Annotated in this window: 16 protein-coding genes and 3 tRNA genes; 10 read left to right on the top strand and 9 right to left on the bottom strand. The window is 62.0% G+C overall.

Annotated features, from left to right (window positions below):
* Positions 1-99: 99 nt before the first annotated feature.
* Both AC4LFW_RS04135 and AC4LFW_RS04130 read left to right on the top strand, forming a co-directional pair.
* The gene (locus AC4LFW_RS04135; RefSeq protein ID WP_491817957.1) at positions 100-1134 is read left to right on the top strand and encodes an HlyD family secretion protein; all 1035 of its coding nucleotides are present in this window, start codon (positions 100-102) and stop codon (positions 1132-1134) included.
* Positions 1124-2677, top strand: a complete 1554-nt coding sequence (locus AC4LFW_RS04130; RefSeq protein WP_491817956.1) for an MDR family MFS transporter — start codon at positions 1124-1126, stop codon at positions 2675-2677. The genes AC4LFW_RS04135 and AC4LFW_RS04130 overlap by 11 nt, the downstream gene beginning before the upstream one ends.
* A gap of 102 nt (positions 2678-2779) precedes the next feature.
* Here AC4LFW_RS04130 and uvrB read toward each other — a convergent pair whose 3' ends face one another.
* On the bottom strand, positions 2780-4795 hold the full coding sequence (gene uvrB, locus AC4LFW_RS04125) for an excinuclease ABC subunit UvrB (RefSeq protein ID WP_491817955.1): 2016 nt from the start codon (positions 4793-4795) through the stop codon (positions 2780-2782).
* 339 nt (positions 4796-5134) lie between these two features.
* Between uvrB and AC4LFW_RS04120 the strand changes: the two genes are divergently transcribed.
* Together AC4LFW_RS04120 and AC4LFW_RS04115 are read left to right on the top strand one after the other, a co-directional pair.
* Positions 5135-6331: an amino acid aminotransferase gene (locus tag AC4LFW_RS04120; RefSeq protein WP_491817954.1), complete on the top strand. Its 1197-nt coding sequence runs from the start codon at positions 5135-5137 to the stop codon at positions 6329-6331.
* Positions 6332-6382: 51 nt separating this feature from the next.
* Positions 6383-6458, top strand: a tRNA-Asn gene (locus tag AC4LFW_RS04115).
* A 467-nt stretch (positions 6459-6925) separates the two neighbouring features.
* On the opposite strand, the gene bamJ is transcribed toward AC4LFW_RS04115, so the two are convergent.
* From bamJ to AC4LFW_RS04100, 3 genes are all read right to left on the bottom strand, one after another.
* The gene (bamJ, locus tag AC4LFW_RS04110; RefSeq protein WP_491817953.1) at positions 6926-7681 is read right to left on the bottom strand and encodes a BamJ family beta-barrel-assembly machinery protein; all 756 of its coding nucleotides are present in this window, start codon (positions 7679-7681) and stop codon (positions 6926-6928) included.
* 239 nt (positions 7682-7920) lie between these two features.
* A tRNA-Asp gene (locus AC4LFW_RS04105) sits at positions 7921-7997 on the bottom strand.
* Positions 7998-8010: 13 nt separating this feature from the next.
* Positions 8011-8086, bottom strand: a tRNA-Val gene (locus AC4LFW_RS04100).
* A gap of 213 nt (positions 8087-8299) precedes the next feature.
* Here AC4LFW_RS04100 and rdgC point away from each other — a divergent pair.
* The 4 genes from rdgC to AC4LFW_RS04080 all read left to right on the top strand — a co-directional run bounded on the left by rdgC (position 8300) and on the right by AC4LFW_RS04080 (position 12267).
* Positions 8300-9220, top strand: a complete 921-nt coding sequence (gene rdgC, locus AC4LFW_RS04095; protein ID WP_491817952.1) for a recombination-associated protein RdgC — start codon at positions 8300-8302, stop codon at positions 9218-9220.
* Between the two features lie 60 nt (positions 9221-9280).
* Complete coding sequence (locus tag AC4LFW_RS04090) at positions 9281-10225, top strand: bile acid:sodium symporter family protein (protein ID WP_491817951.1); 945 nt, start codon at positions 9281-9283, stop codon at positions 10223-10225.
* Between the two features lie 135 nt (positions 10226-10360).
* Complete coding sequence (gene sugE, locus AC4LFW_RS04085; RefSeq protein ID WP_491817950.1) at positions 10361-10675, top strand: quaternary ammonium compound efflux SMR transporter SugE; 315 nt, start codon at positions 10361-10363, stop codon at positions 10673-10675.
* A gap of 311 nt (positions 10676-10986) precedes the next feature.
* Positions 10987-12267 (top strand): hypothetical protein, encoded by a 1281-nt coding sequence (locus tag AC4LFW_RS04080; protein WP_491817949.1) that lies wholly within the window; start codon positions 10987-10989, stop codon positions 12265-12267.
* Positions 12268-12314: 47 nt separating this feature from the next.
* Here AC4LFW_RS04080 and AC4LFW_RS04075 read toward each other — a convergent pair whose 3' ends face one another.
* The 5 genes from AC4LFW_RS04075 to AC4LFW_RS04055 form a co-directional block, all read right to left on the bottom strand.
* On the bottom strand, positions 12315-12863 hold the full coding sequence (locus tag AC4LFW_RS04075; protein ID WP_491817948.1) for a sugar O-acetyltransferase: 549 nt from the start codon (positions 12861-12863) through the stop codon (positions 12315-12317).
* A 93-nt stretch (positions 12864-12956) separates the two neighbouring features.
* Positions 12957-14300: an MFS transporter gene (locus tag AC4LFW_RS04070; RefSeq protein ID WP_491817947.1), complete on the bottom strand. Its 1344-nt coding sequence runs from the start codon at positions 14298-14300 to the stop codon at positions 12957-12959.
* A 55-nt stretch (positions 14301-14355) separates the two neighbouring features.
* Positions 14356-14682: an AzlD domain-containing protein gene (locus AC4LFW_RS04065; protein WP_491817946.1), complete on the bottom strand. Its 327-nt coding sequence runs from the start codon at positions 14680-14682 to the stop codon at positions 14356-14358.
* Complete coding sequence (locus AC4LFW_RS04060) at positions 14682-15395, bottom strand: AzlC family ABC transporter permease (protein WP_491817945.1); 714 nt, start codon at positions 15393-15395, stop codon at positions 14682-14684. The genes AC4LFW_RS04065 and AC4LFW_RS04060 overlap by 1 nt, the downstream gene beginning before the upstream one ends.
* 204 nt (positions 15396-15599) lie before the next feature.
* Positions 15600-16166, bottom strand: a complete 567-nt coding sequence (locus AC4LFW_RS04055) for a GNAT family N-acetyltransferase (protein WP_491817944.1) — start codon at positions 16164-16166, stop codon at positions 15600-15602.
* Between the two features lie 453 nt (positions 16167-16619).
* Here AC4LFW_RS04055 and AC4LFW_RS04050 point away from each other — a divergent pair, with 453 nt between their 5' ends.
* Entirely contained in the window at positions 16620-20084 is a 3465-nt protein-coding gene (locus AC4LFW_RS04050; protein ID WP_491817943.1) for a hybrid sensor histidine kinase/response regulator, read from the top strand.
* Between the two features lie 82 nt (positions 20085-20166).
* Positions 20167-21411, top strand: coding sequence for an MgtC/SapB family protein (locus AC4LFW_RS04045; RefSeq protein WP_491817942.1), 1245 nt, complete (start codon positions 20167-20169; stop codon positions 21409-21411).
* The last annotated feature ends 6 nt before the right edge of the window (positions 21412-21417 follow it).

The following is a 21417-nucleotide window of genomic DNA, read 5'->3' as shown; positions in this document are numbered from 1 at the left end:
GTTCCTTATGCGCAACAAACTATAGCGATTGTAACGTCTTATTACTAAACCGGAACGCTGCTACATTGGCCGGCTATTTAACCGGTCCCGAGCGACGACATGTCCGCCACGCTGAAACGCCGCCTGTTCGTATTCATCGCCCTGGTGCTGCTCATCGCAGCCGCCTTCTTTGCCCGGTGGTACTTCGTGAGCCGTCACTACGAGCACACCGACAACGCCTACGTGCAGGGCGAAATCACCCGTGTATCCAGCCAGCTCGCCGCACGCATCGACATGGTCCATGTGCAGGACAACCAGCATGTGAAGCCCGGGGACCTGCTAGTCACCCTGGAGCCGGGCGACTTCCGTCTCGCTCTCGATCAGGCAAGGGCCAACCTCGCCATCCGCGAGGCCGAACTGGCCCAGGCGCGCAGCCGCCTGGCGCAACAAGCCAGCCTCATCGCCTCCAGCCAGGCATCCGTCAGCGCGGCGCAGGCGAATCTCGAGCGCAGCCAGGTTGACCTGTCCCGCGTGGAGGCCCTGCGCAAGCCCGGCTTCGTCTCCGAAGAGCGCGTCACCACCCTGTCCGCGGATGCCAGGGTGGCGCGCTCACAGCGGCAGAAAGCCGAAGCGGACCTCACCGCCCAGCGTCAGCAGATCGATGCTCTGAAGGCTGATGTGAAACGTCTGCAAGCCCAGATCGACAGCGCCAAGGCCGAAATCGAACATGCTGAACTGAACCTCTCTCGCACGGAGATCCGTTCGCCCATCAGCGGCGTTGTCGGTCAGCGCTCCGCGCGCAACGGTCAATATGTACCGGTCGGTGCCTACCTGATGTCGATCGTTCCGGATGAGGAAATCTGGGTCCAGGCCAATTTCAAGGAAACCCAGATCGGCCGCATGCAGGAAGGGCAGACGGCCGAACTGACCTTCGACACCTACCCCGACACGCCCATCGAGGCCCGCGTCCAGAGTCTGTTCCCGGCCTCCGGCGCCCAGTTCAGCCTGCTGCCGCCGGACAATGCCACCGGCAACTTCACCAAGGTGGTACAGCGCATACCGGTCAAGCTGACCTTCGCCAGTGACAACCCACTGAAAGGCCGCATCCACCCCGGCATGTCGGTCGATGTGAAGATCGACCTTCGTGGCCGCTGATGCGCTGATCCGACCGGTTGGCGAACCCAGCCGGCGCGACTGGATAGCGGTAATGAGCGCCATGCTCGGCGCCTTCATGGCGGTGCTGGATATCCAGATCACCAACTCGTCGCTCAAGGACATCCAGGGCGCGTTGTCCGCCACGCTGGAGGAAGGGTCCTGGATTTCCACCTCCTATCTGGTCGCGGAAATCATCATGATTCCGCTGACCGCGTGGCTGGTGCAGTTGCTTTCGGCACGCCGGCTGGCGGTCTGGGTGTCGATCGGTTTTCTGATCTCCTCCCTGCTCTGTTCCTTCGCCTGGAGCCTGGAGAGCATGATCGTCTTTCGCGCCATGCAGGGCTTTACTGGCGGCGCGCTGATTCCGCTGGCCTTCACCCTGACGCTGATCAAGCTGCCGGACCATCACCGCGCCAAGGGCATGGCGCTGTTCGCCATCACGGCGACCTTTGCACCTTCGATCGGGCCGACGCTGGGCGGCTGGCTGACCGAAGGCTGGGGCTGGGAATACATCTTCTACATCAACATTCCGCCCGGCCTGCTGATGATCGCCGGCCTGCTCTATGGCCTGGAGAAAAAGCCACCGCACTGGGAACTGCTGAAGAGCACCGACTATGCCGGAATCGTCACGCTGGCGATGGGGCTCGGCTGCCTGCAGGTCTTTCTCGAGGAAGGCCATCGGAAGGACTGGCTGGAATCCACCCTCATCGTGCAGCTCGGCTCAGTGGCGGCGGTCAGCCTGGTTCTTTTCGTGATCCTTCAGCTGTCGCGCCCGAACCCGCTGATCAACCTGGGCATCCTGCGCGAACGCAACTTCGGTTTGACCAGCATCGCCAGCCTGGGCATGGGTCTTGGGCTCTATGGATCGATCTACCTGCTGCCGCTGTATCTGGCGCAGATCCAGAACTACAACGCATTGCAGATTGGCCAGGTCATCATGTGGATGGGCATTCCGCAGCTGTTCCTGATCCCGCTGGTGCCCAAGCTGATGAAAATCATCCCGCCGAAGCTGCTTTGCGCCGCCGGCTTCGCCCTGTTCGGGCTATCCAGTTTTGCCTCCGGCGCACTCAACCCGGACTTTGCCGGGGACCAGTTCCACCCGATCCAGATCATCCGAGCGCTTGGCCAGCCTATGATCATGGTCACCATCTCGCTGATCGCCACCGCCTATATCCAGCCGCAGGACGCCGGCTCCGCCTCGAGCCTGTTCAATATCCTGCGCAATCTGGGTGGCGCCATCGGCATCGCCCTGCTCGCCACGTTGCTCGACAGCCGGGGCAAGGTCTATTTCGATTATCTGCGCGAGTCCGTGGTACCAGCCAATCCAGCGGTAGCCGAGCGCCTGGCCGTGCTGATTCAGCAACTGGGCAGCGAGCAGGCTGCACTGGGCCGCCTGAGTGAGATCACTCATCAGCAGGCGATGATCATGGCCTACAACGATGCCTTCCATTTCGTGGGCATCGCCCTGGCAGTCAGCATGGTGGCGGTGCTGCTCACCCGGCAGCTACCACAGAACGTGCAAGCAGGCGCGGGAGGCCACTGAGACACAGCGGCGCTCGCTATGCGGCCAGCTTTCAGCTGTTGCTACACTTGTCGCCGCGCCGCGCCTCGTCTTGCCTGCCTCGTCTTGGTTTTCAACGGCCTGCTAAACCTGCAGCAAACGCTCACGCAGCTTGTGGATCTCGTCACGCGTCTGCGCGGCCGCCTCGAACTCAAGATCACGCGCATAGGCGAGCATCTTTTCTTCCAGCTGGCGGATCCGCTTGGTGATTTCACTCGGCGAGCGCAGCTCGTTCTCGTAGCGCGCGGACTCCTCCGCTGCCTTCGCCTCGCCGCGACGTTTCTTGCTGCGCGAACCCGGCACCGTGGCGCCTTCGAGAATATCCTTCACATCCTTGAACACGCCCTGCGGCACGATACCGTTGGCCTCGTTGAAGGCGATCTGCTTGTTGCGCCTGCGTTCGGTCTCGCCGATGGCGCGCTCCATGGAGCCGGTCATGTTGTCCGCGTAGAGAATGGCGCGGCCATTGAGGTTGCGCGCCGCGCGGCCGATGGTCTGGATCAGCGAGCGCTCCGAACGCAGGAAGCCTTCCTTGTCCGCATCGAGGATCGCCACCAGCGAAACCTCTGGCATGTCCAGGCCCTCTCGCAGCAGGTTGATGCCCACCAATACATCGAATACACCCAGGCGCAGGTCGCGGATGATCTCGACGCGCTCGACGGTGTCGATGTCCGAATGGAGGTAACGCACCCGCACGCCGTGGTCGCCGAGGTAGTCGGTCAGATCCTCGGCCATCCGCTTGGTCAGCGTCGTGACCAATACCCGCTCCTCCTTGGCCACCGACTTGGTGATTTCCGAGAGCAGGTCATCGACCTGGGTCAGCGCCGGCCGCACCTCGATCTGCGGGTCGACCAGCCCGGTAGGCCGCACCACCTGCTCGATGACTCGCCCAGCGTGCTCGGCCTCATAGGGCCCCGGCGTCGCCGAGACGAAGATGGTCTGCGGGCTGACCGCCTCCCACTCGTCGAAACGCATGGGACGGTTGTCCAGCGCCGAGGGCAGGCGGAAACCATATTCGACCAGCGTCTCCTTGCGCGAGCGGTCGCCTTTGTACATGGCGCCGACCTGCGGCACGCTGACGTGGGATTCGTCGATCACCAGCAGCGCATCGGCCGGCAGATAGTCGTACAGCGTTGGCGGCGCCTCACCGGACGCGCGCCCCGAGAGGTAGCGCGAGTAGTTTTCGATGCCGTTGCAGTAGCCCAGCTCCATGATCATCTCCAAGTCGAACCGGGTTCTCTGCTCGAGCCGCTGCGCCTCCACCAGCTTGTTATTGGAACGCAGGTAGTCCAGACGATCCTTGAGCTCGATCTTTATCTTCTCGATGGCCTCCAGCAGGGTGTCGCGTGGCGTCACATAGTGGCTCTTGGGGTAGAAGGTGAAGCGCGGCAGCTTGCGAATCACCTCACCGGTCAGCGGATCGAAGGCCGACAGGCTTTCGACCTCGTCGTCGAACAGCTCGATGCGCACCGCTTCCAGATCGGATTCCGCCGGAAAGATGTCGATCACATCGCCGCGCACGCGGAAGGTTGCGCGCGCGAAATCCATGTCGTTGCGGGTGTACTGCAGGCCGGTGAGCCGCCGCAGCAGCTCCCGCTGGTCGAGGCGATCGCCGCGGTCGACGTGCAACACCATTTTCAGGTACGACTGCGGATCACCCAGGCCATAGATGCAGGAGACGGTCGTGACGATGATCGCGTCCGGCCGCTCCAGCAGCGCCTTGGTGGCCGACAGCCGCATCTGCTCGATGTGGTCGTTGATCGAGGCGTCCTTCTCGATGAAGGTGTCGGACGACGGCACGTAGGCTTCCGGCTGGTAGTAGTCGTAATAGGAAACGAAATACTCCACCGCATTGTTCGGAAAGAAGGCCTTGAATTCCCCGTACAGCTGCGCAGCCAGGGTCTTGTTGGGCGCCAGCACCAGCGTTGGCCGCTGCACATGGGCGATGACGTTGGCAATGCTGAACGTCTTGCCAGACCCCGTCACACCAAGCAGGGTCTGGTGCGACAAACCGGCCTCGATGCCCTCGATCATCTGCCTGATGGCTTCAGGCTGGTCTCCGGCAGGCTTGAAGCGCGTGACCAATTCGAACTGCGACATATCGACCTCTTCAGATGGCGAGACGACCCGAAAGCCGAACGGATGAGCCTCCCTGGCACTCTTTTCAAAGCTGCATCGAGCTGTTGCGGCATGGAGCAACGCCCAGCAGAACCCCTTTCAATGCGGCCTACCCCGGCATTATCAAGTGCAGGGTTGCAGCGACCAGACGACGTGAAGCTATCCTGGCGTCAAAACGGGCCGGTTCCGACAGAAAAACCGGCTCAGCATATCGCGACGGGGGGCCAGGGCCGCTATACTCTTGCCCCGTTTGCGCACCGCCCTCAGCGCGAAGCGAGGGTGATGCAATCCAGTCACCTCCTCTCTTCGAGCCTCCCCATCATGAGTTTGTTCTCCGCTGTCGAAATGGCGCCGCGCGATCCGATCCTCGGCCTCAATGAAGCCTTCAATGCCGACACGCGGCTGAACAAGGTGAACCTGGGGGTGGGCGTCTACTACAACGAAGAAGGTCGAATTCCCCTGCTGCGCGCCGTGGCCGCAGCCGAGATGGCGCGCCTGGAGCTGAACGCACCGCGCGGCTATCTGCCCATCGAAGGCATCGCCAGTTATGACATGGCGGTTCAGGGCTTGCTGTTCGGCAGCGACTCGGCACTCGTTGCTGATGGCCGCGTGGTCACTACCCAGGCACTGGGCGGCACAGGCGCCCTGAAAATCGGCGCGGACTTCCTCAAGCGCATGCTGCCCGACGCGGTCGTCGCCATCACCAACCCGAGCTGGGAGAACCACCGTGCCCTGTTCGAGTCCGCCGGCTTCCCGGTGCAGAACTACAGCTATTACGAGGCGACCAGCCACGGGATCGACCGTGCCGGCATGCTCGAGGATCTGAAAAACCTGCCGCCCCGCTCCATCGTCGTGCTGCACGCCTGCTGCCACAACCCGACCGGTGTAGACCTGCAGCCGGAGGACTGGAAGCAGATCCTTGAGGTATTGCGCGCCAACGATCACGTGCCGTTCATCGACATCGCCTATCAGGGCTTTGGCGATAACATCGAAGAAGACGCCGCGGCCGTGCGCCTGTTCGCCGAATCAGGCATGAGCTTCTTTGTCTCCAGCTCTTTCTCCAAGTCATTCTCACTGTATGGCGAGCGCGTCGGTGCGCTGTCCATGGTTACGCAGAGCCGCGACGAATCCGCGCGCGTACTTTCGCAGATCAAGCGAGTGATCCGCACAAACTATTCCAACCCACCGACCCATGGCGCCACTGTGGTCTCCGCCGTGCTCAACAGCCCGGAGCTGCGTGCTATGTGGGAAACCGAGCTGGGCGAGATGCGCACCCGCATTCAGGACATGCGCCTGACCATGGTTCGCCAGCTGGCCGAAAAAGGCGCCAGGCAGGACTTCAGCTTCGTTGCCAAGCAGCGCGGCATGTTCTCCTACTCGGGCCTCACACCAGCTCAGGTAGAGCGCCTGCGTGTCGAATTCGGCGTTTACGCCATCGGTACCGGACGCATCTGCGCAGCAGCACTGAACCATAAGAACCTGAACCACGTTACCGACGCCATCGTCCAGGTACTCTGACTGACCAGGGGTTGACTTCCCCTTAGTTATCATTAGGATACGCACCGCTGTTCCGCGATAGCTCAGTCGGTAGAGCAAATGACTGTTAATCATTGGGTCCCTGGTTCGAGTCCAGGTCGCGGAGCCAAATTTGAAGCCTCGGTTCGCATCGGGGCTTTTTTGTGCCCGATGGACTCTCACCAGGGACCTGTCCCAGGTGACTCGCTTCGCTCACCCCTTCGGGGCCGCGGTGAAGCGCGTTCTGCCAAGCAGTCGAGTCCAGGTCGCGGAGCCAAATTTGAAGCCTCGGTTCACACCGGGGCTTTTTTATGTCTTAAGGACTCTCACCAGGGACCTGTCCCAGGTGATTCGCTTCGCTCACCCCTTCGGGGCCGCGCTGAAGCGCGTTCTGCCAAGCCGTCGAGTCCAGGTCGCGGAGCCAAATTTGAAGCCTCGGTTCGCACCGGGGCTTTTTTGTGCCCGATGGACTCTCACCAGGGACCTGTCCCAGGTGATTCGCTTCGCTCACCCCTTCGGGGCCGCGCTGAAGCGCGTTCTGCTTCCCGGAAATGAAAACGCCCCGCATGAGCGGGGCGTTCGAATGTCACATAGCGCTTATTGTTCAGCAGCTTCTTCAGCAGTCTCAGGCGTGACTGCAGCAGCCGGCGGCGCTGGGTTTTCTTCGTCCTTGATGGCCAGCAACTCCAGGTCGAAGACCAGAACCGAGTTGGCCGGGATCAACGGACTTGGGCTCTGCTCGCCGTAGGCCAGCTCGCTTGGAATGTACAGCTTGTACTTCTCGCCGACATGCATCAGCTGCAAGCCTTCGACCCAACCTGGAATCACACCGCTGACCGGCAGATCGATCGGAGTGCCGCGCTTGATCGAGCTGTCGAAGACCGTTCCGTCCGCCAGCTTGCCTTCATAGTGGACAGTGACGACATCATCAGGACCGGGCTGGGCGCCGTCGGCCTCCTTGATCACTTCGTATTGCAGACCGGATTCAGTGGTCTTCACGCCCTCACGCTTGGCGTTGTCCTCAAGAAACTTCTTACCGGCTGCGACGGCCTCCTTGTTCATCTCGACCATGCGCTCTTCGGCACGGGTCTGGAGATACGAGAACGCTTCCATCAGCTCTTCGTCGGTCAGCTTCTGTTCCTTCTTGCCGATGGCATCATCGATACCTTGTGCCACGGCTGTCGAATCCAGATCAGCCAGACCTTCCTGAGCCAGGCTCTTGCCCATGTTCAGACCGATACCATACGAAGCTTTTTGCGCCGGCGTTTCCAGCTTGGCGCTGGTCTCCGAATCACAGCCCGCCAGGACCAGGCCAACCAGAGCTATGGCAGACGCCAAACGTTGATGTCTCATTCTGTTTCCTTATTACGCTTAATGACGTGAAGCAAAAATAATTGCCGGAGCTTAGCAGTGAGCTTGGGCAGTGGCTACCGAGCACACTGCGGTAATAGGTAAAGACAGTGCAAAGTCCAGAAGTGCCGCACGAAACGCAGAAACAGGCGAAAGTGAAAAACACGAGACGAAAAAAAAAGCGACCCTAAGGTCGCTTTCTTCGATGAACCAAGGCGTTCAGTGGTCCTTGATTTCAAATATGGCGCAGCGGACGGGACTCGAACCCGCGACCCCCGGCGTGACAGGCCGGTATTCTAACCGACTGAACTACCGCTGCGCTAAACCTCGAGTGGTGGGTGATGACGGGATCGAACCGCCGACCCTCTGCTTGTAAGGCAGATGCTCTCCCAGCTGAGCTAATCACCCGTTTGCTCTCGAAGTGGGGCGCATTCTAGAGATGGATCCGGACCTTGGCAACCCCCTTTTGAAAAAAAAATTGAAGAACTTACAAAGACTTAGCAAACCCTCAGTTTATGCCCGCTTTTTGCGGTTTCCTTCGGCATTGAGGATTTCAGGGTTGGCCTGCGTTACCGGGAGGGGAATAATGCGCGCTTTGCTTTTACCGGAGTTCCAATCGTCATGTGGTTTCGCAACCTGCTCGTCTACCGTCTCACTCAGAACGTCCCTTTCGATGTCGAGACACTTGAAACTGCATTGGCCGCCAAGCCCGCCCGCCCCTGCGCCAGCCAGGAGCTGAGCACCTATGGTTTCGTCGCCCCACTGGGCAAAGGTGAAGACGCACCACTGGTGCACGCCAGCCAGGGCTTCCTGCTGATTTCCACACGCAAGGAAGAACGCATCCTGCCCGGTAGCGTGGTCAAGGACGCGCTGAAGGAAAAGGTCGACGAGATCGAAAACGAGCAGATGCGCAAGGTCTACAAGAAGGAGCGCGAACAGCTCAAGGACGACATTATCCAGGCCTTCCTGCCACGTGCATTCATTCGCAAGTCCGGCACCTTCGCTGCCATTGCGCCTGAGCAGGGCCTGATTCTGGTCGATTCCTCCAGCCCCAAGCGCGCCGAAGACCTTCTCTCCACGCTGCGCGAAGCCATTGGTTCGCTACCGGTTCGCCCGCTGACCGTGAAAATTGCCCCTTCGGCCACCATGACCGACTGGGTCAAGACGCAGAAAGCGGCCGACGACTTCTTTGTCCTCGACGAATGCGAGCTGCGCGATACCCACGAAGACGGCGGGGTCGTACGCTGCAAGCGCCAGGACCTGACCAGCGATGAAATCCAGCAGCACCTGGAAGTCGGCAAGCAGGTGACTCAGCTGTCGCTGGGCTGGCAGGACAAGCTGTCCTTCGTGCTGGACGACAAGCTGGTGATCAAGCGCCTGCGTTTCGAAGAACTGTTACAGGACCAGGCCGAACAGGACGGAGGCGACGACGACCTCAGCCAGCAGGACGCCAGCTTCCTGCTGATGATGCTGACCTTCAAGGAATTCCTGCCCGCGCTGTTCGAAGCTCTGGGAGGTGAGGAGATTCCGCAGGGCATCTAAACTGCCCGTGCCGTCAGCCCTGGCTGACGGTTACTCCTTCATAACTACAAGGTAAGCCCGATGCGTGCCCTCGCCGCCTTCAGCCGTTTCGTCGGCAATACGTTCGCCCTCTGGGTGCTGCTGTTCGCCGTTCTTGCCTTTTTCCAGCCCAGCTGGTTCCTGCCTGCCACCGCCTGGATCGTCCCGCTGCTGGGGTTGATCATGTTCGGCATGGGTCTGACCCTGAAAACCGCTGATTTTGCCGAGGTCGCACGTCGCCCCTTATGGGTGGCGCTGGGTGTCGGGGCGCAATTTCTGATCATGCCTGCCCTGGCCTGGCTGCTCTGCCAGCTGCTGGGGCTGCCCGCGGAGATCGCGGTGGGCGTGATCCTGGTCGGCTGCTGCCCGGGCGGTACCGCCTCGAACGTGATCGCCTGGTTCTCCCGGGGTGACGTGGCGCTGTCGGTAGCGATCACCGCCGTCACGACGCTGCTCGCCCCGCTGGTGACACCTGCACTGATCTGGCTGCTGGCTTCGGCCTGGCTACCGGTCAATTTCGGCGCGCTGTTCATGTCGATCGTGCAGATTGTGCTGTTGCCGATCGCCCTCGGCCTGGTCGCCCGCCGTCTGCTGGGCAACCGGGTGCACCAGGTGGTCGATATTCTGCCGCTGGTTTCGGTCGTCAGCATCGTGGTCATCGTTGCCGCCGTGGTTGCCGCCAGCCAGGCGAAGATTGCCGAGTCCGGTCTGCTGATCATGGCAGTCGTGATACTTCACAACAGCCTCGGGCTCGGCATCGGCTATCTTGTCGGTCGCCTGTTCAAGCTGCCGCTGGCGCAGCGCAAGACCCTTTCCATCGAAGTGGGCATGCAGAACTCGGGGCTTGGCGCGGCATTGGCCAGCGCGCATTTTTCACCCCTGGCGGCGGTGCCGAGTGCGCTGTTCAGCGTCTGGCACAACCTTTCCGGTGCGCTGCTTGCGACTCTTTACCGGCGTATGAAGGACAAGGAGCCAGACGCTTTGTGATCGCCACTGGTCCGGGCCTGTTCTGCGGACCAGTCGCTCATGCAATAAAAGCAAAGCGCCGTCTGTGGACGACCTCAGACAAGGCATAACTTCCCGGGGACGGCCCCGCCCAGTCACCGTCCCGTCGAGGTCCACATGTCCTGGTTCGTTCTGTTGATTGCTGGTCTTTTCGAGGTTGGATGGGCCGTTGGCCTCAAATACACCGACGGCTTCAGCCGCCCGCTCCCTACCGTCCTGACCATCCTGGCGATGCTGAGCAGTCTCGGCCTGCTGGGCCTTGCCATGAAGGAGTTGCCGCTGGGGACGGCCTACGCCATCTGGACCGGCATCGGCGCAGTGGGGACGGTAATCGCCGGCATCCTGCTGTTCGGCGAAACGATGAGCCTGCTGCGCGTGGGCAGCGTCGTGCTGATCTGCGCCGGCCTGGTTGGCCTCAAGCTCAGCCACTGACCGCCCTCGAAGGCGTGGATACATGTCGCCCGGGCAAGCCGGGTGCGCGTCGTTCAAACCAAAAACGTTCCGGGACCCTGTGCCCGCCCACCGCGTTCGTGGCCTTTCCGGCACGAATTTTCAAGCGCCGGCTGTCAATCCGCCAGTAATCCGTCTATACACAAGCGGGTCGACATTTATCTGTCACGAGCGAGTTATAGGATCAAGCCAGTTCCAGGGCTGACGTTGCAGTAGCTGCAGCGCCGGGCAGACATCCCGCGCCGCCGTACCAGTCAGGAGCGACACGCATCCACCTTCCATGGAGAGACCTCATGTTCAAGTGCAAGCCCCTCGCAGCCGCCATCGTTGCGATCCTGGCCACCCAAGCCTACGCCGACGACAACAATGCAGAACAGCTTCAGTCCGGTAACGAGAACGTTGTCGAAGTCACTCAGAACGGCGGTCAGGACAACATTTCCTATCAGTCGCAGACTGGCGATATCAACGACGGCATGGTGACGCAGGATCAGGCCACACTGTCCGATGCAGTCCAGACCCAGACCGGCAATCAGAACCTTGCCAATATCGTTCAGAGCTCGACCGAACAGAGCGAAGCGATCCAGCTGCAGACCGGCGACAATCATGATGCGAGCATCGTCCAGGACGACTCCTTTGGCGCCACCGCCCGTCAGTACCAGGATGGCAGCTACAACACCGCGTTTATCGAGCAGACCAGGGCCGACCTGAGCACTGCCGTGACAGACCAAAACGGCAACGAAAACTTCGCCGAATCCATCCAGACCGACACTGAACTGAGCGTTTCGGAACAGCGCCAGGTCGGCGATGACAACCTCTCCCTGGTATGGCAGGAAAATGGCGCACGCAACGAGGGCCTGGTTAATCAGGAAGGCAACGGCAACGACGCCACTGTTTACCAGATGAACGTTTCTGACTCCTTCGCTGATATTGACCAGCGGGGTGATCTGCAGGTCGCGTCCGTCACCCAGGAAGGCGCGGAGCATAACGCTGAGATCCAGTCCAACGGACTGCAGAACGAAGCCTACATCGACCAGAGCGGCTCACTGCAAACCGCGTCGATCTACCAGGACGGCACCGCCAACAGCTCGGATATCTTCCAGGCTGGCGAAAGCAACACCGCCAGCACCGAGCAGACCGGCAACAACAACTACATCACCATCGACCAGCTGGATGGCAGCTTCCAGACTGCTTCGCTGCAGCAAGCCGGCGAGTACAACGAAGCCTATGTCACCCAGGAAGGCACCGATCATCTGATCGACTTCGCCCAGGACGGCTCCGGCAACCTGCTCACCGCCAGCCAGACCGGAAATGGCAACGAGCTGACCGGCTCCAGCTATGGCGACAACAACCGTGTGGACGTGGTGCAGAGCGGCGACCTCAACGTGGCCGACATTCAGCAGATCTACGGCTCGGACAACGAAGTCAGCCTGACGCAAGCCGGTCAGGACAACCTGGCGACCGTCATTCAGGGCGGCGTTGGCAACCAGGCCATGCTGATGCAGAGCGGCATGGGCGATACGGCAATGGTGTCGCAGATGGGCTCGGGCAACATGGCCACCGTGACTCAGCAGTAAGCAGTGCCGGCAGCCGGCCTCGGAGCCGGCTGCCATTCTTACGTCTATCAGCGACTACGGGCCGGATTGCCTACGACTGTCGTCCCCGCCGCCACATCCCGAGTCACCACACTGCCCGCTCCGATCACGGCGTCATCGCCGATGGTTACGCCCGGAAGGATGACCGCGCCACCGCCAATCCAGACGTTCTCCCCGATCACCACCGGACGGCCAAATTCCAGGCCGCTGCGGCGCTCTTCCGCGCTTCGTGGATGGTCCGCCGCGTAGATCTGCGTAGCTGGCCCGATCTGCGTCCCCGCACCGATGCGTACCTCGACCACGTCGAGGATCACGCAGTTGAAGTTGAAAAACACATCGTCGCCGAGGTGAATGTTGTAGCCGTAGTCACAATGAAAGGGTGGCCGTACCACCACGCCTTTGCCCACGCTCCCCAGCAGCTCTTCCAGCAAGGCCCGGCGCACCGCTGGCGCTTCGGCCAGCGCTGCGTTGTAGCGCACCATCCATGCTTTGGCCGCGGCCTGGTCGGCTTGCAGCTCGGGATCGCCCGGACGGTACAACTCGCCAATGAGCATCTTCTGTTTTTCTGTGATCGACATTTTCCTGCCCCCAGCGGCAATGGCTCGGCTCGTCAGAGCTTGGACCGGTCAGCTAGCAGATTGCTCGGGACGGCTGAAAGATAGGGGGCCCGCTTACAAAGGGCGCTCGGCTGTAGGCCCAGCCGCACCGCGTAGCCACAGGCGAAAGCGCGATACGAACTCGGGCACTGAATAGAAGATCCAGCTGGCCACCAGGACGTTGAGCACCGCCACCGCGAGGAAAAGTTGCGGAATGGAAAGGCCGGCAACCGTGAGAAACAGGATCGAAACGATTGCCGAGACAACCATGAACAACGCGTTCAGGATGTTGTTCGCCGCCACCACGCGGGAACGCTCCTGCGGCGGGGTACGCGACTGGATCAGTGCATACAGGGGCACTATATAGAGCCCGCCGAAGGTTCCGAGGCCGAGAATATCCATCAGTACCCACCAGGCATCTGGCTCAGCCAGCAACGCAGGCCAATCGCGTGTTTCGGCGGCACTCGGCACGCCACCGGCATGCCACCAGAGCAAGACACCGAACAGGGTCAGCCCAAGCGAGCCAAACGGCACCAGCCCCAGCTCAAGCCGATGCCGGGAGAGCCGCTCACAGAGCATGGAGCCCAGCGCAATGCCCACCGAGAACACCGCGAGAATCAGCGTCACCAAACCCTCGTCGCCCTGCAGCAGATCACGAGAGAACGCCGGGATCTGGGTCAGATAGACCGCGCCGAGAAACCAGAACCAGGAATTGCCGATCATGGCCCGCGACACGGCGCGCTGCTGGCCGAGCCCCAGGCGCAGGATGCCCAGCGACTGACGCAGCAGATTCCAGTCCAGCTTCAGATCGGGCAATGCCGCGGCCGAAAGCGGAATCGAGCGACTGGCAACGAAGCCGATCGCGGCAAGCAGCACCACGGCCAGCGACACCAGTACCGAATAGCTGGCATGGCCCATGAGCACCCCCGCTGCGATGGTACCGCCAAGAATCGCCAGAAAGGTGCCCATCTCCACCAGGGCGTTGCCGCCCACCAGTTCATCGCTGCGCAATTGTTGCGGCAGGATCGAATACTTGACCGGGCCGAACAATGCCGACTGGGTGCCCATGCAGAACAGCACAATCAGCAGCAACGGCAAGTTGCCGGCCAGCATCCCGAGGGCGCCCACCAGCATGATCAGGATTTCTGCGAACTTGACCCGACGAATCAGCCAGGCCTTCTCGTACTTCTCGCCGAACTGACCGCCCAGCGCAGAAAACAGGAAGAACGGCAGTATGAACAGCAGCGCGCACAGATTCACCAGCAGGCTAACGTCGCTCTCCGTCCCTAGCTTGTAGAGGATCGCCAGTACCAGCGCCTGCTTGAAGACGTTGTCATTGAATGCGCCCAGCAGCTGCGTCACGAAGAACGGCAGAAAGCGCCGCGTACCGAGCAGACGAAACTGGGAATGCTGACTCATCGTGAAGCTCCGCAGAAAGGCGCAAGCGCCCGGTTGCCGGCAATCGTCGCGGCGCTCACAGCGGCAACTGCCCGAGCGCCCAGCGCAGCAGGAAGAAGCACAACAGGCCACCGGCAATGGTCGCCAGCAGATTGCGTGTGACCGCCGCGATAAGGATGGCCAGGACGCCGGCTAGCAGGTAGCTGTTTTGCCAGGTCAGGGCCCACTCTCCGGCCGGCATCAGCATGCCGGGCACGACGATGGCCGTAAGGACCGCGACCGGAACGTAGTGCAAGCCCTGCTCCACCAGGCGTGGAAAACGCAGATCAGGCCAGGCAAAGAAGCTGTAGCGGATCACGAAGGTGATCGCCAGCATGCCGAGGATCAGCAACCAGGTCTGCATCAGCGCACCTCCGACAGCAGGCGGCGCTCGGCGCGCTGTTCGAGCCAGACGCCCACCACGATGCCGGCGAGCGCCGCAGCGATCAGCCCCAGCTTGTAGGGCAGCTCCCAGGTCAGCAACGCCACGACACCAGCGACCACAGCCGACGCCACCTGCGGGCAGGTGCGCATCATCGGTACCGCGATGCCGATAAAGGTGGCGATCATGGCGAAGTCCAGCCCCCAACTGGCTACATTCGGCACCGCCTGGCCAAAGGCGATGCCGGCGAGTGTCGCAAGCTGCCAGCTCAGGTACATCGTCAGTGCCGCGCCGAGAAAGTACCAATGCTTGTAGGCTGAGCCGTCGTCTCGGGCATAGCGGTGCTGGATGACGGCGAATGCCTCATCGGTCAGCCAGAACGCCAGCGGCACTCGCCAGCGGGTCGGCAGATGCCTGACGAATGGCTGCAGCGCGGCGCTGTAGAGCGCATGGCGCAAATTGACGACAAAGGTGGTCAGCAGCACCACGGCTGCACCAACCCCACCGGTGATCAGGGTGATCGCGATGAACTGCGCCGAGCCGGCGAATACAAGGGCCGACATACCCATGGTTTGCCAGGTCGAGAGTCCGGCGCCAATGGAGAGCGTCCCGAAAATGATGCCGAACGGAATAGCGCCGACGATCAACGGCAAAATATCGCGGCAACCATGCAAGAACTCTTGCGAGCGGGACATCCGGGGCTCCTTAGCTACAACGGCGAAAAACACTACGCACCGCCATCGTGGCCGGAGCATAGAGGAAGGTGAAGACGGGCTGATGAATGCAAGACAGGCTGCCTGCGAAACGCCGAACATTACCCCAAGTCGGACCCGAAGGGCGACGGCTCGTCCCTTGCGTGACGGCAGAGGATCTTGGATGCCATCTCGCGGAACGCTGGGCTACTGCACTCCCGCGTCCAGCAACCCCTTGATGGCCGGCCATTCGCGGTCGGTGATGCTGTAGAGCACCGTGTCGTCCAGGCGACCGTCGGCAAGGCGCCGATGATTGCGCAGCAAGCCTTCACGCTGGGCACCCAGCTTTTCGATGGCGCGCTGCGAGCGCAGGTTGCTTGCTGCCGTCTTCAGCTGCAAGCGCACCAGCTGCCACTCCTCGAAAGCGTGCTTGAGCAGCAGGTACTTGATCGAGGCATTCAGACCGCTGCCGTGTTCGGCCTTGTCCAGCCAGGTCCAGCCAAGCTCGGCGGCCGGCAACGCCGCGTTGAAATCGGCAAAGCGGGTGGTGCCGACGATACGATCGGCCATGCGCAGGGTGAAGGGCACGGCACGGCCTTCGCGCTGTTCGCTGACTGCCAGGCGATACCAGTCGGGACGCAAGGGTCCGTTCAGGTAGATCAGCTCGTCGCGGTTACGCTCGGCCAGCTCAACCAGACTCGGGATGTCACCTTCTGCAAGCGGCTCCAGTCGCAGGGCTCCTCGTTGCAAGGTCACCGGACGCGGCATGAACATCTGAATTCTCCCAGTTTGGTTGGAACGAGTCGCCTGTCCCATCGCAACAGCGATCGCCAGGATTCTACGTAGAGTAAACGAGCCTGGCCGCCCATTCATAACAGAGACACCAGCCCAGGCCTATCTGCGGAGACTGACTGTCCAACGGGCTGCCATTCGTCTAGCACAGGGCATTGCGCCCGCCCCGGCTGCGACTAACCCGCCCATGCGACCATGGTCGCAGCCGCAACACTCAACCCCTTTTTACTGCGAAACTGCAACCATTCGACGTTCAATGAGCGATCGCTTCGGTCATCCGTTTCCTGCCGGTTCAAGCTGCACCCGGGCACTGCCCCGGCGTGCCATCGCATCGATTTCGATCCAGGCTGCCGGACATGGATCAGCGCTGCCTGGCCGACCCGCTTTGGCGGATTCGCCACACCGAAGCACGCGGTTTATCAATCTGGAGTTCACATGTCATTGTCCGGTGGGCTGATTGCGCTAGTCGCCCTCACGTATATGGCCGTTCTGTTTGCCATCGCCTTTTATGGCGATCGTAACCGCAGCCAGCTGTCACCGCGCGTGCGGGCCTGGGTCTACAGCCTGTCCCTGGCGGTCTATTGCACCAGCTGGACCTTCTTTGGCGCCGTCGGCCAGGCGGCAGAGCAACTCTGGTCCTTCCTGCCTATCTATCTCGGCCCGATTCTGCTGATGCTGCTGGCGCCGCAGGTCATCCAGAAGATGATCATGATCAGCAAGCAGGAAAACATCACCTCGATCGCCGACTTCATCGCTGCGCGCTACGGCAAGTCGCAACTGCTGGCGGTGGTAGTGACGCTGATCTGCCTGGTCGGTGTCCTGCCCTACATTGCCCTGCAGCTCAAGGGCATCGTGCTGGGCGTGAACCTGCTCATCGGCAATCACAGCGAGGCCGCTGCCGGCTCGGGCGCGCAAGACACGGCGCTCATCGTGTCGATGGTGTTGGCGCTGTTCAGCGTGCTGTTCGGTACCCGCAATCTGGACGTGACCGAGCACCACCGCGGCATGGTGCTGGCGATCGCCTTCGAGTCGCTGGTCAAGCTGTTCGCCTTTCTTGCTGTCGGCGCCTTCGTCACCTTTGGTCTGTTCGATGGATTTGGCGACCTGTTCAACCGGGCGCACGACGCCCCTGAGCTGTCGACGTTCTGGGAAGAAACGGTGAACTGGCCAGCCATGATGGTGCAGACCACTGTCGCGCTGATGGCCATCGTCTGTCTGCCGCGCCAGTTCCATGTCACGGTGGTGGAGAACATCGAGCCACGTGATTTCCGCCTGGCGCGCTGGGTGTTTCCGCTGTACCTGATTCTTGCCGCCGTGTTTGTCATCCCGATCGCCCTTGCCGGTCAATTGCTGTTGCCGAGCGGCGTCAGCCCCGACTCCTTCGTGATCAGTCTGCCCCTGGCCGAATCGCATCCGGCCCTGGCGTTGCTGGCCTTCATCGGCGGTGCATCGGCGGCGACCGGCATGGTCATCGTTGCCAGCGTCGCGCTGTCGACAATGGTATCGAACGACATGCTGTTGCCCTGGCTGTTGCGCCGCAAGGAAGCCGAACAACCCTTCGAAGTGTTCCGCCACTGGATGCTGTCGGTGCGCAGGATCAGTATTGTCGCGATCCTTCTATTGGCCTACGTGAGCTATCGCCTGCTCGGCTCAAGCGCCAGCCTGGCGACTATCGGCCAGATCGCCTTTGCCGCCCTTACCCAGCTGGCACCGGCGATGGTCGGAGCGCTCTATTGGAAGCAGGCGAACCGACGTGGCGTCTTTGCCGGCCTCACCGCTGGCGCACTGATCTGGCTGTACACGCTGATTCTGCCGCTGCTCGGCTGGCCGCTGGAGATGTTTCCGGGGCTTGAGTGGATGTACACGGCCGATCTGCCGTTCAACACCAGCGCCCTCACCCTGGGCGTCACGCTGTCGCTGGTGGGCAATGCAACGCTGTTCTTCTGGGTCTCGATCCTGTCGCAAACGCGAGTGGCCGAGCATTGGCAGGCCAGTCGCTTCATCGGTCAGGAGATCTACTCGACGGCCAGCACCCGCCGGCTCCTGGCCGTGCAGGTCGAGGACCTGCTGTCGCTGGCGTCACGTTTCGTCGGTGCCGAACGGGCCGAGCTGAGCTTCCAGCGCTTCGCCCGTCGTCACGGCCACGACTATTCGCCCAAGCAGCAGGCCGATGGCCAGTGGATCGCCCATACCGAGCGCCTGCTCGCTGGCGTGCTCGGCGCTTCCTCCACACGGGCGGTGGTCAAGGCGGCGCTGGAAGGTCGCGACATGCAGGTAGACGATGTGGTGCGCATCGTCGGTGAAGCCTCCGAAGTGCTGCAGTTCAACCGCGCGCTGTTGCAAGGCGCCATCGAGAACATTACCCAGGGCATCAGCGTGGTTGACCAGTCGCTGCGGCTGGTGGCCTGGAATCACCGTTACCTGGAAATGTTCGATTACCCCGACGGACTGGTGTATATCGGCCGGCCGGTTGCCGACGTGATCCGCTACAACGCCGAGCGCGGACTGTGCGGGCCGGGCAATCCGGACACACACGTGGCCAAGCGCCTGTACTGGATGCGCCAGGGCCGCGCCCATACGTCGGAGCGGACTTTCCCCAATGGCCGGGTGGTCGAACTGATCGGCAACCCCATGCCCGGCGGTGGCTTCGTCATGAGTTTCAGCGACATTACCGCCTACCGCGAAGCCGAGCGCGCCCTGAAGGATGCCAATGAAGGCCTGGAACAGCGCGTCAGCGAACGGACCCAGGAACTGTCCGAGCTGAACAAGGCGCTTACCGCGGCGAAAAGCACCGCCGAAGCCGCCAACCAGTCGAAGACCCGCTTTCTCGCGGCGGTCAGCCACGACCTGATGCAGCCCTTGAACGCTGCGCGGCTGTTCTCCGCCGCGCTGTCGCACCAGCACGATGCCCTGCCACGCGAGGCCCAGGATCTGGTTCGCCATCTCGACAGTTCATTGCGCTCGGCCGAGGACCTGATCTCCGACCTGCTGGACATCTCGCGCCTGGAAAACGGCCGTATCACACCGGACCGCAACCCCTTCCCGCTTTCGAATCTGTTCGACACCCTGAGCACCGAGTTCACCGTACTGGCAGCCGAACAGGGCGTGGACTTCAAGGTGCACGGCAGCCGGCTGCGGGTCGACAGTGATATACGCCTGCTGCGGCGTGTGCTGCAGAACTTTCTCACCAACGCCTTCCGCTATGCCAAGGGCCGCGTCGTCCTGGGCGTGCGCCGCCAGGGAGCCTCGCTGCGCCTGGAAGTCTGGGATCGTGGACCGGGTATTGCCGAAGACAAGCTGCGTGTGATTTTCCAGGAGTTCAAACGCCTGGACAGCCATCAGACCCGAGCGGAGAAAGGCCTGGGATTGGGCCTGGCGATCGCCGACGGTTTCTGCCAGGTGCTCGACCACCCCCTCTCGGTCCGCTCCTGGCCTGGCAAGGGCAGCGTGTTCAGCGTGAGCGTGCCAATCGCCGGCAATCCCGCCAGGCAGATCAAGGCCAACGGTGATATCCAGCAGACCGCCCTGACCGGCATCCAGGTCCTGTGCATCGACAACGAGGACAGCATCCTGGTCGGCATGAACAGCCTGCTGTCGCGCTGGGGCTGCCAGGTATGGACGGCCAGCAACCGGGCCGAATGCGAGGCGCTGCTGCGCGAGGACGTGCGCCCGCAACTGGTGCTGGTCGATTACCACCTGGACAACGGCGAGACGGGATCGGAGCTGATGGCCTGGCTTCGCACCCGCCTCGGCGAGCCGATCCCCGGCGTGGTCATCAGCGCCGACGGCCGCCCCGAGCTGATCGCTGCGATCCACGCCACCGGCCTGGACTTTCTTGCCAAGCCAGTCAAGCCAGCGGCGCTGCGGGCACTGATGAGCCGTCACGTTCCGCTGCACTGAAGCGGGCTTGCCCTGGCGCAAGCCCGCCCCTTAGCCAGACGGCTAGAATCGGCTCATCAGCAACTACCGGTGGCCTGCGCCCATGACCCTCGAGACGCTACTGAACCTGGCCACTGCCCTCGGGGTAGGCCTGCTGATCGGCACCGAACGCAGCTGGAGCGAGCGCGGTAGCAGCCAGGAAGCCTTGGCCGGTATCCGTACGTTCGGCCTCGGCGGGTTGTTTGGCGGGCTGGCCACGCTGCTGGCCGGACAGCTCGGCGGTGCAGTGTGGATTGTCATCTTCATCATGCTGGCGCTGCTGGTGGTCGCCGGTTACCTGATCGAATCGCGCAACAACCCCGACCACGGCATGACCACCGAGGTCGCGCTGCTGCTGACCTTTGTCTTGGGCAGCCTCGCGGTCGATGACAATCGCTTGCTCGCGGCATCCGTCGCGGTTGTCGTGGCTCTGCTGTTGAGCCTCAAGGCGCGCCTGCATGGTGCCCTGCGCCAACTCAGCGAGGCCGAGCTCAGCGGTGCGCTGAAGCTGCTGTTCATTTCCGTGGTGCTACTACCGGCGTTGCCCAACGAAGGCTACGGCCCCTGGCAGGCCTTCAACCCTTACGCCACCTGGTGGATGGTGGTGCTGATCGCGGGGATCGGCTTTGCTGCTTATGTCGCCATCCGGCTGCTGGGCGCGCGCCATGGCCTGATGGTTACGGCGCTGCTCGGCGGCATCGTGTCCTCCACCGCGATGACCATCTCCCTTGCCCGCCTGGATGCACCCAGACTGCGCCCTGCCCTGGCCGCAGGGCTGCTGGCAACCTCGGCCCTGATGTTTCCCCGGGTGCTGCTGGAAGTTGGTCTGATCAACCGGGGCCTGTTGCCAGAGCTGGTCGCGCCGCTAGCCACCGCCGGGCTCATTTATGCCGGCGGCGCCCTGTTCCATTACATGCGTGCTGCCGGACAACCGGAAGGCTCAGCGCAACCGCCGCTGAGCAATCCCTTCGAGCTGGGCCCGGCGTTGCGTTTCGCCGCGCTGCTGGTGCTGATCCTGTTTCTCGTCGAAGGGGCACGGCGCCTGCTGGGCGAGACGGGCATCTACCTAGTCTCGCTGGTATCCGGACTGACCGACGTGGATGCGATCACCCTGTCGCTTGCCAACAGCGCCCGTACCGATCTGGACGAGCAGATCGCAGTCCGCGGGATCTTTCTCGCGGCGCTGAGCAACAGCCTGGTCAAGGCAGGCCTGATTCTGTTCATCGGTGGCAGATCCCTGGCGATGCTGACGCTGCCGTTCATGCTTGTCGGCCTGCTGGCCGGACTTGCCGTGTTGTGGCTGGTATGACGCAAA

The sequence above is a fragment of the Stutzerimonas sp. C6.4V genome (assembly GCF_058536345.1).
The sequence above is the reverse complement of the archived record's forward strand: the minus strand, read 5'-3'. Positions and strand labels throughout refer to the sequence as shown.

What these genes read in the sequence shown, in the direction of transcription:
- AC4LFW_RS04135 (WP_491817957.1), top strand. Translation starts at nt 100, where the DNA reads ATGTCCGCCACGCTGAAACGCCGCCTGTTCGTATTCATCGCCCTGGTG.
- uvrB (WP_491817955.1), bottom strand. Translation starts at nt 4,795, where the DNA reads ATGTCGCAGTTCGAATTGGTCACGCGCTTCAAGCCTGCCGGAGACCAG.
- AC4LFW_RS04120 (WP_491817954.1), top strand. Translation starts at nt 5,135, where the DNA reads ATGAGTTTGTTCTCCGCTGTCGAAATGGCGCCGCGCGATCCGATCCTC.
- bamJ (WP_491817953.1), bottom strand. Translation starts at nt 7,681, where the DNA reads ATGAGACATCAACGTTTGGCGTCTGCCATAGCTCTGGTTGGCCTGGTC.
- rdgC (WP_491817952.1), top strand. Translation starts at nt 8,300, where the DNA reads ATGTGGTTTCGCAACCTGCTCGTCTACCGTCTCACTCAGAACGTCCCT.
- AC4LFW_RS04090 (WP_491817951.1), top strand. Translation starts at nt 9,281, where the DNA reads ATGCGTGCCCTCGCCGCCTTCAGCCGTTTCGTCGGCAATACGTTCGCC.
- sugE (WP_491817950.1), top strand. Translation starts at nt 10,361, where the DNA reads ATGTCCTGGTTCGTTCTGTTGATTGCTGGTCTTTTCGAGGTTGGATGG.
- AC4LFW_RS04080 (WP_491817949.1), top strand. Translation starts at nt 10,987, where the DNA reads ATGTTCAAGTGCAAGCCCCTCGCAGCCGCCATCGTTGCGATCCTGGCC.
- AC4LFW_RS04075 (WP_491817948.1), bottom strand. Translation starts at nt 12,863, where the DNA reads ATGTCGATCACAGAAAAACAGAAGATGCTCATTGGCGAGTTGTACCGT.
- AC4LFW_RS04070 (WP_491817947.1), bottom strand. Translation starts at nt 14,300, where the DNA reads ATGAGTCAGCATTCCCAGTTTCGTCTGCTCGGTACGCGGCGCTTTCTG.
- AC4LFW_RS04065 (WP_491817946.1), bottom strand. Translation starts at nt 14,682, where the DNA reads ATGCAGACCTGGTTGCTGATCCTCGGCATGCTGGCGATCACCTTCGTG.
- AC4LFW_RS04060 (WP_491817945.1), bottom strand. Translation starts at nt 15,395, where the DNA reads ATGTCCCGCTCGCAAGAGTTCTTGCATGGTTGCCGCGATATTTTGCCG.
- AC4LFW_RS04055 (WP_491817944.1), bottom strand. Translation starts at nt 16,166, where the DNA reads ATGTTCATGCCGCGTCCGGTGACCTTGCAACGAGGAGCCCTGCGACTG.
- AC4LFW_RS04050 (WP_491817943.1), top strand. Translation starts at nt 16,620, where the DNA reads ATGTCATTGTCCGGTGGGCTGATTGCGCTAGTCGCCCTCACGTATATG.
- AC4LFW_RS04045 (WP_491817942.1), top strand. Translation starts at nt 20,167, where the DNA reads ATGACCCTCGAGACGCTACTGAACCTGGCCACTGCCCTCGGGGTAGGC.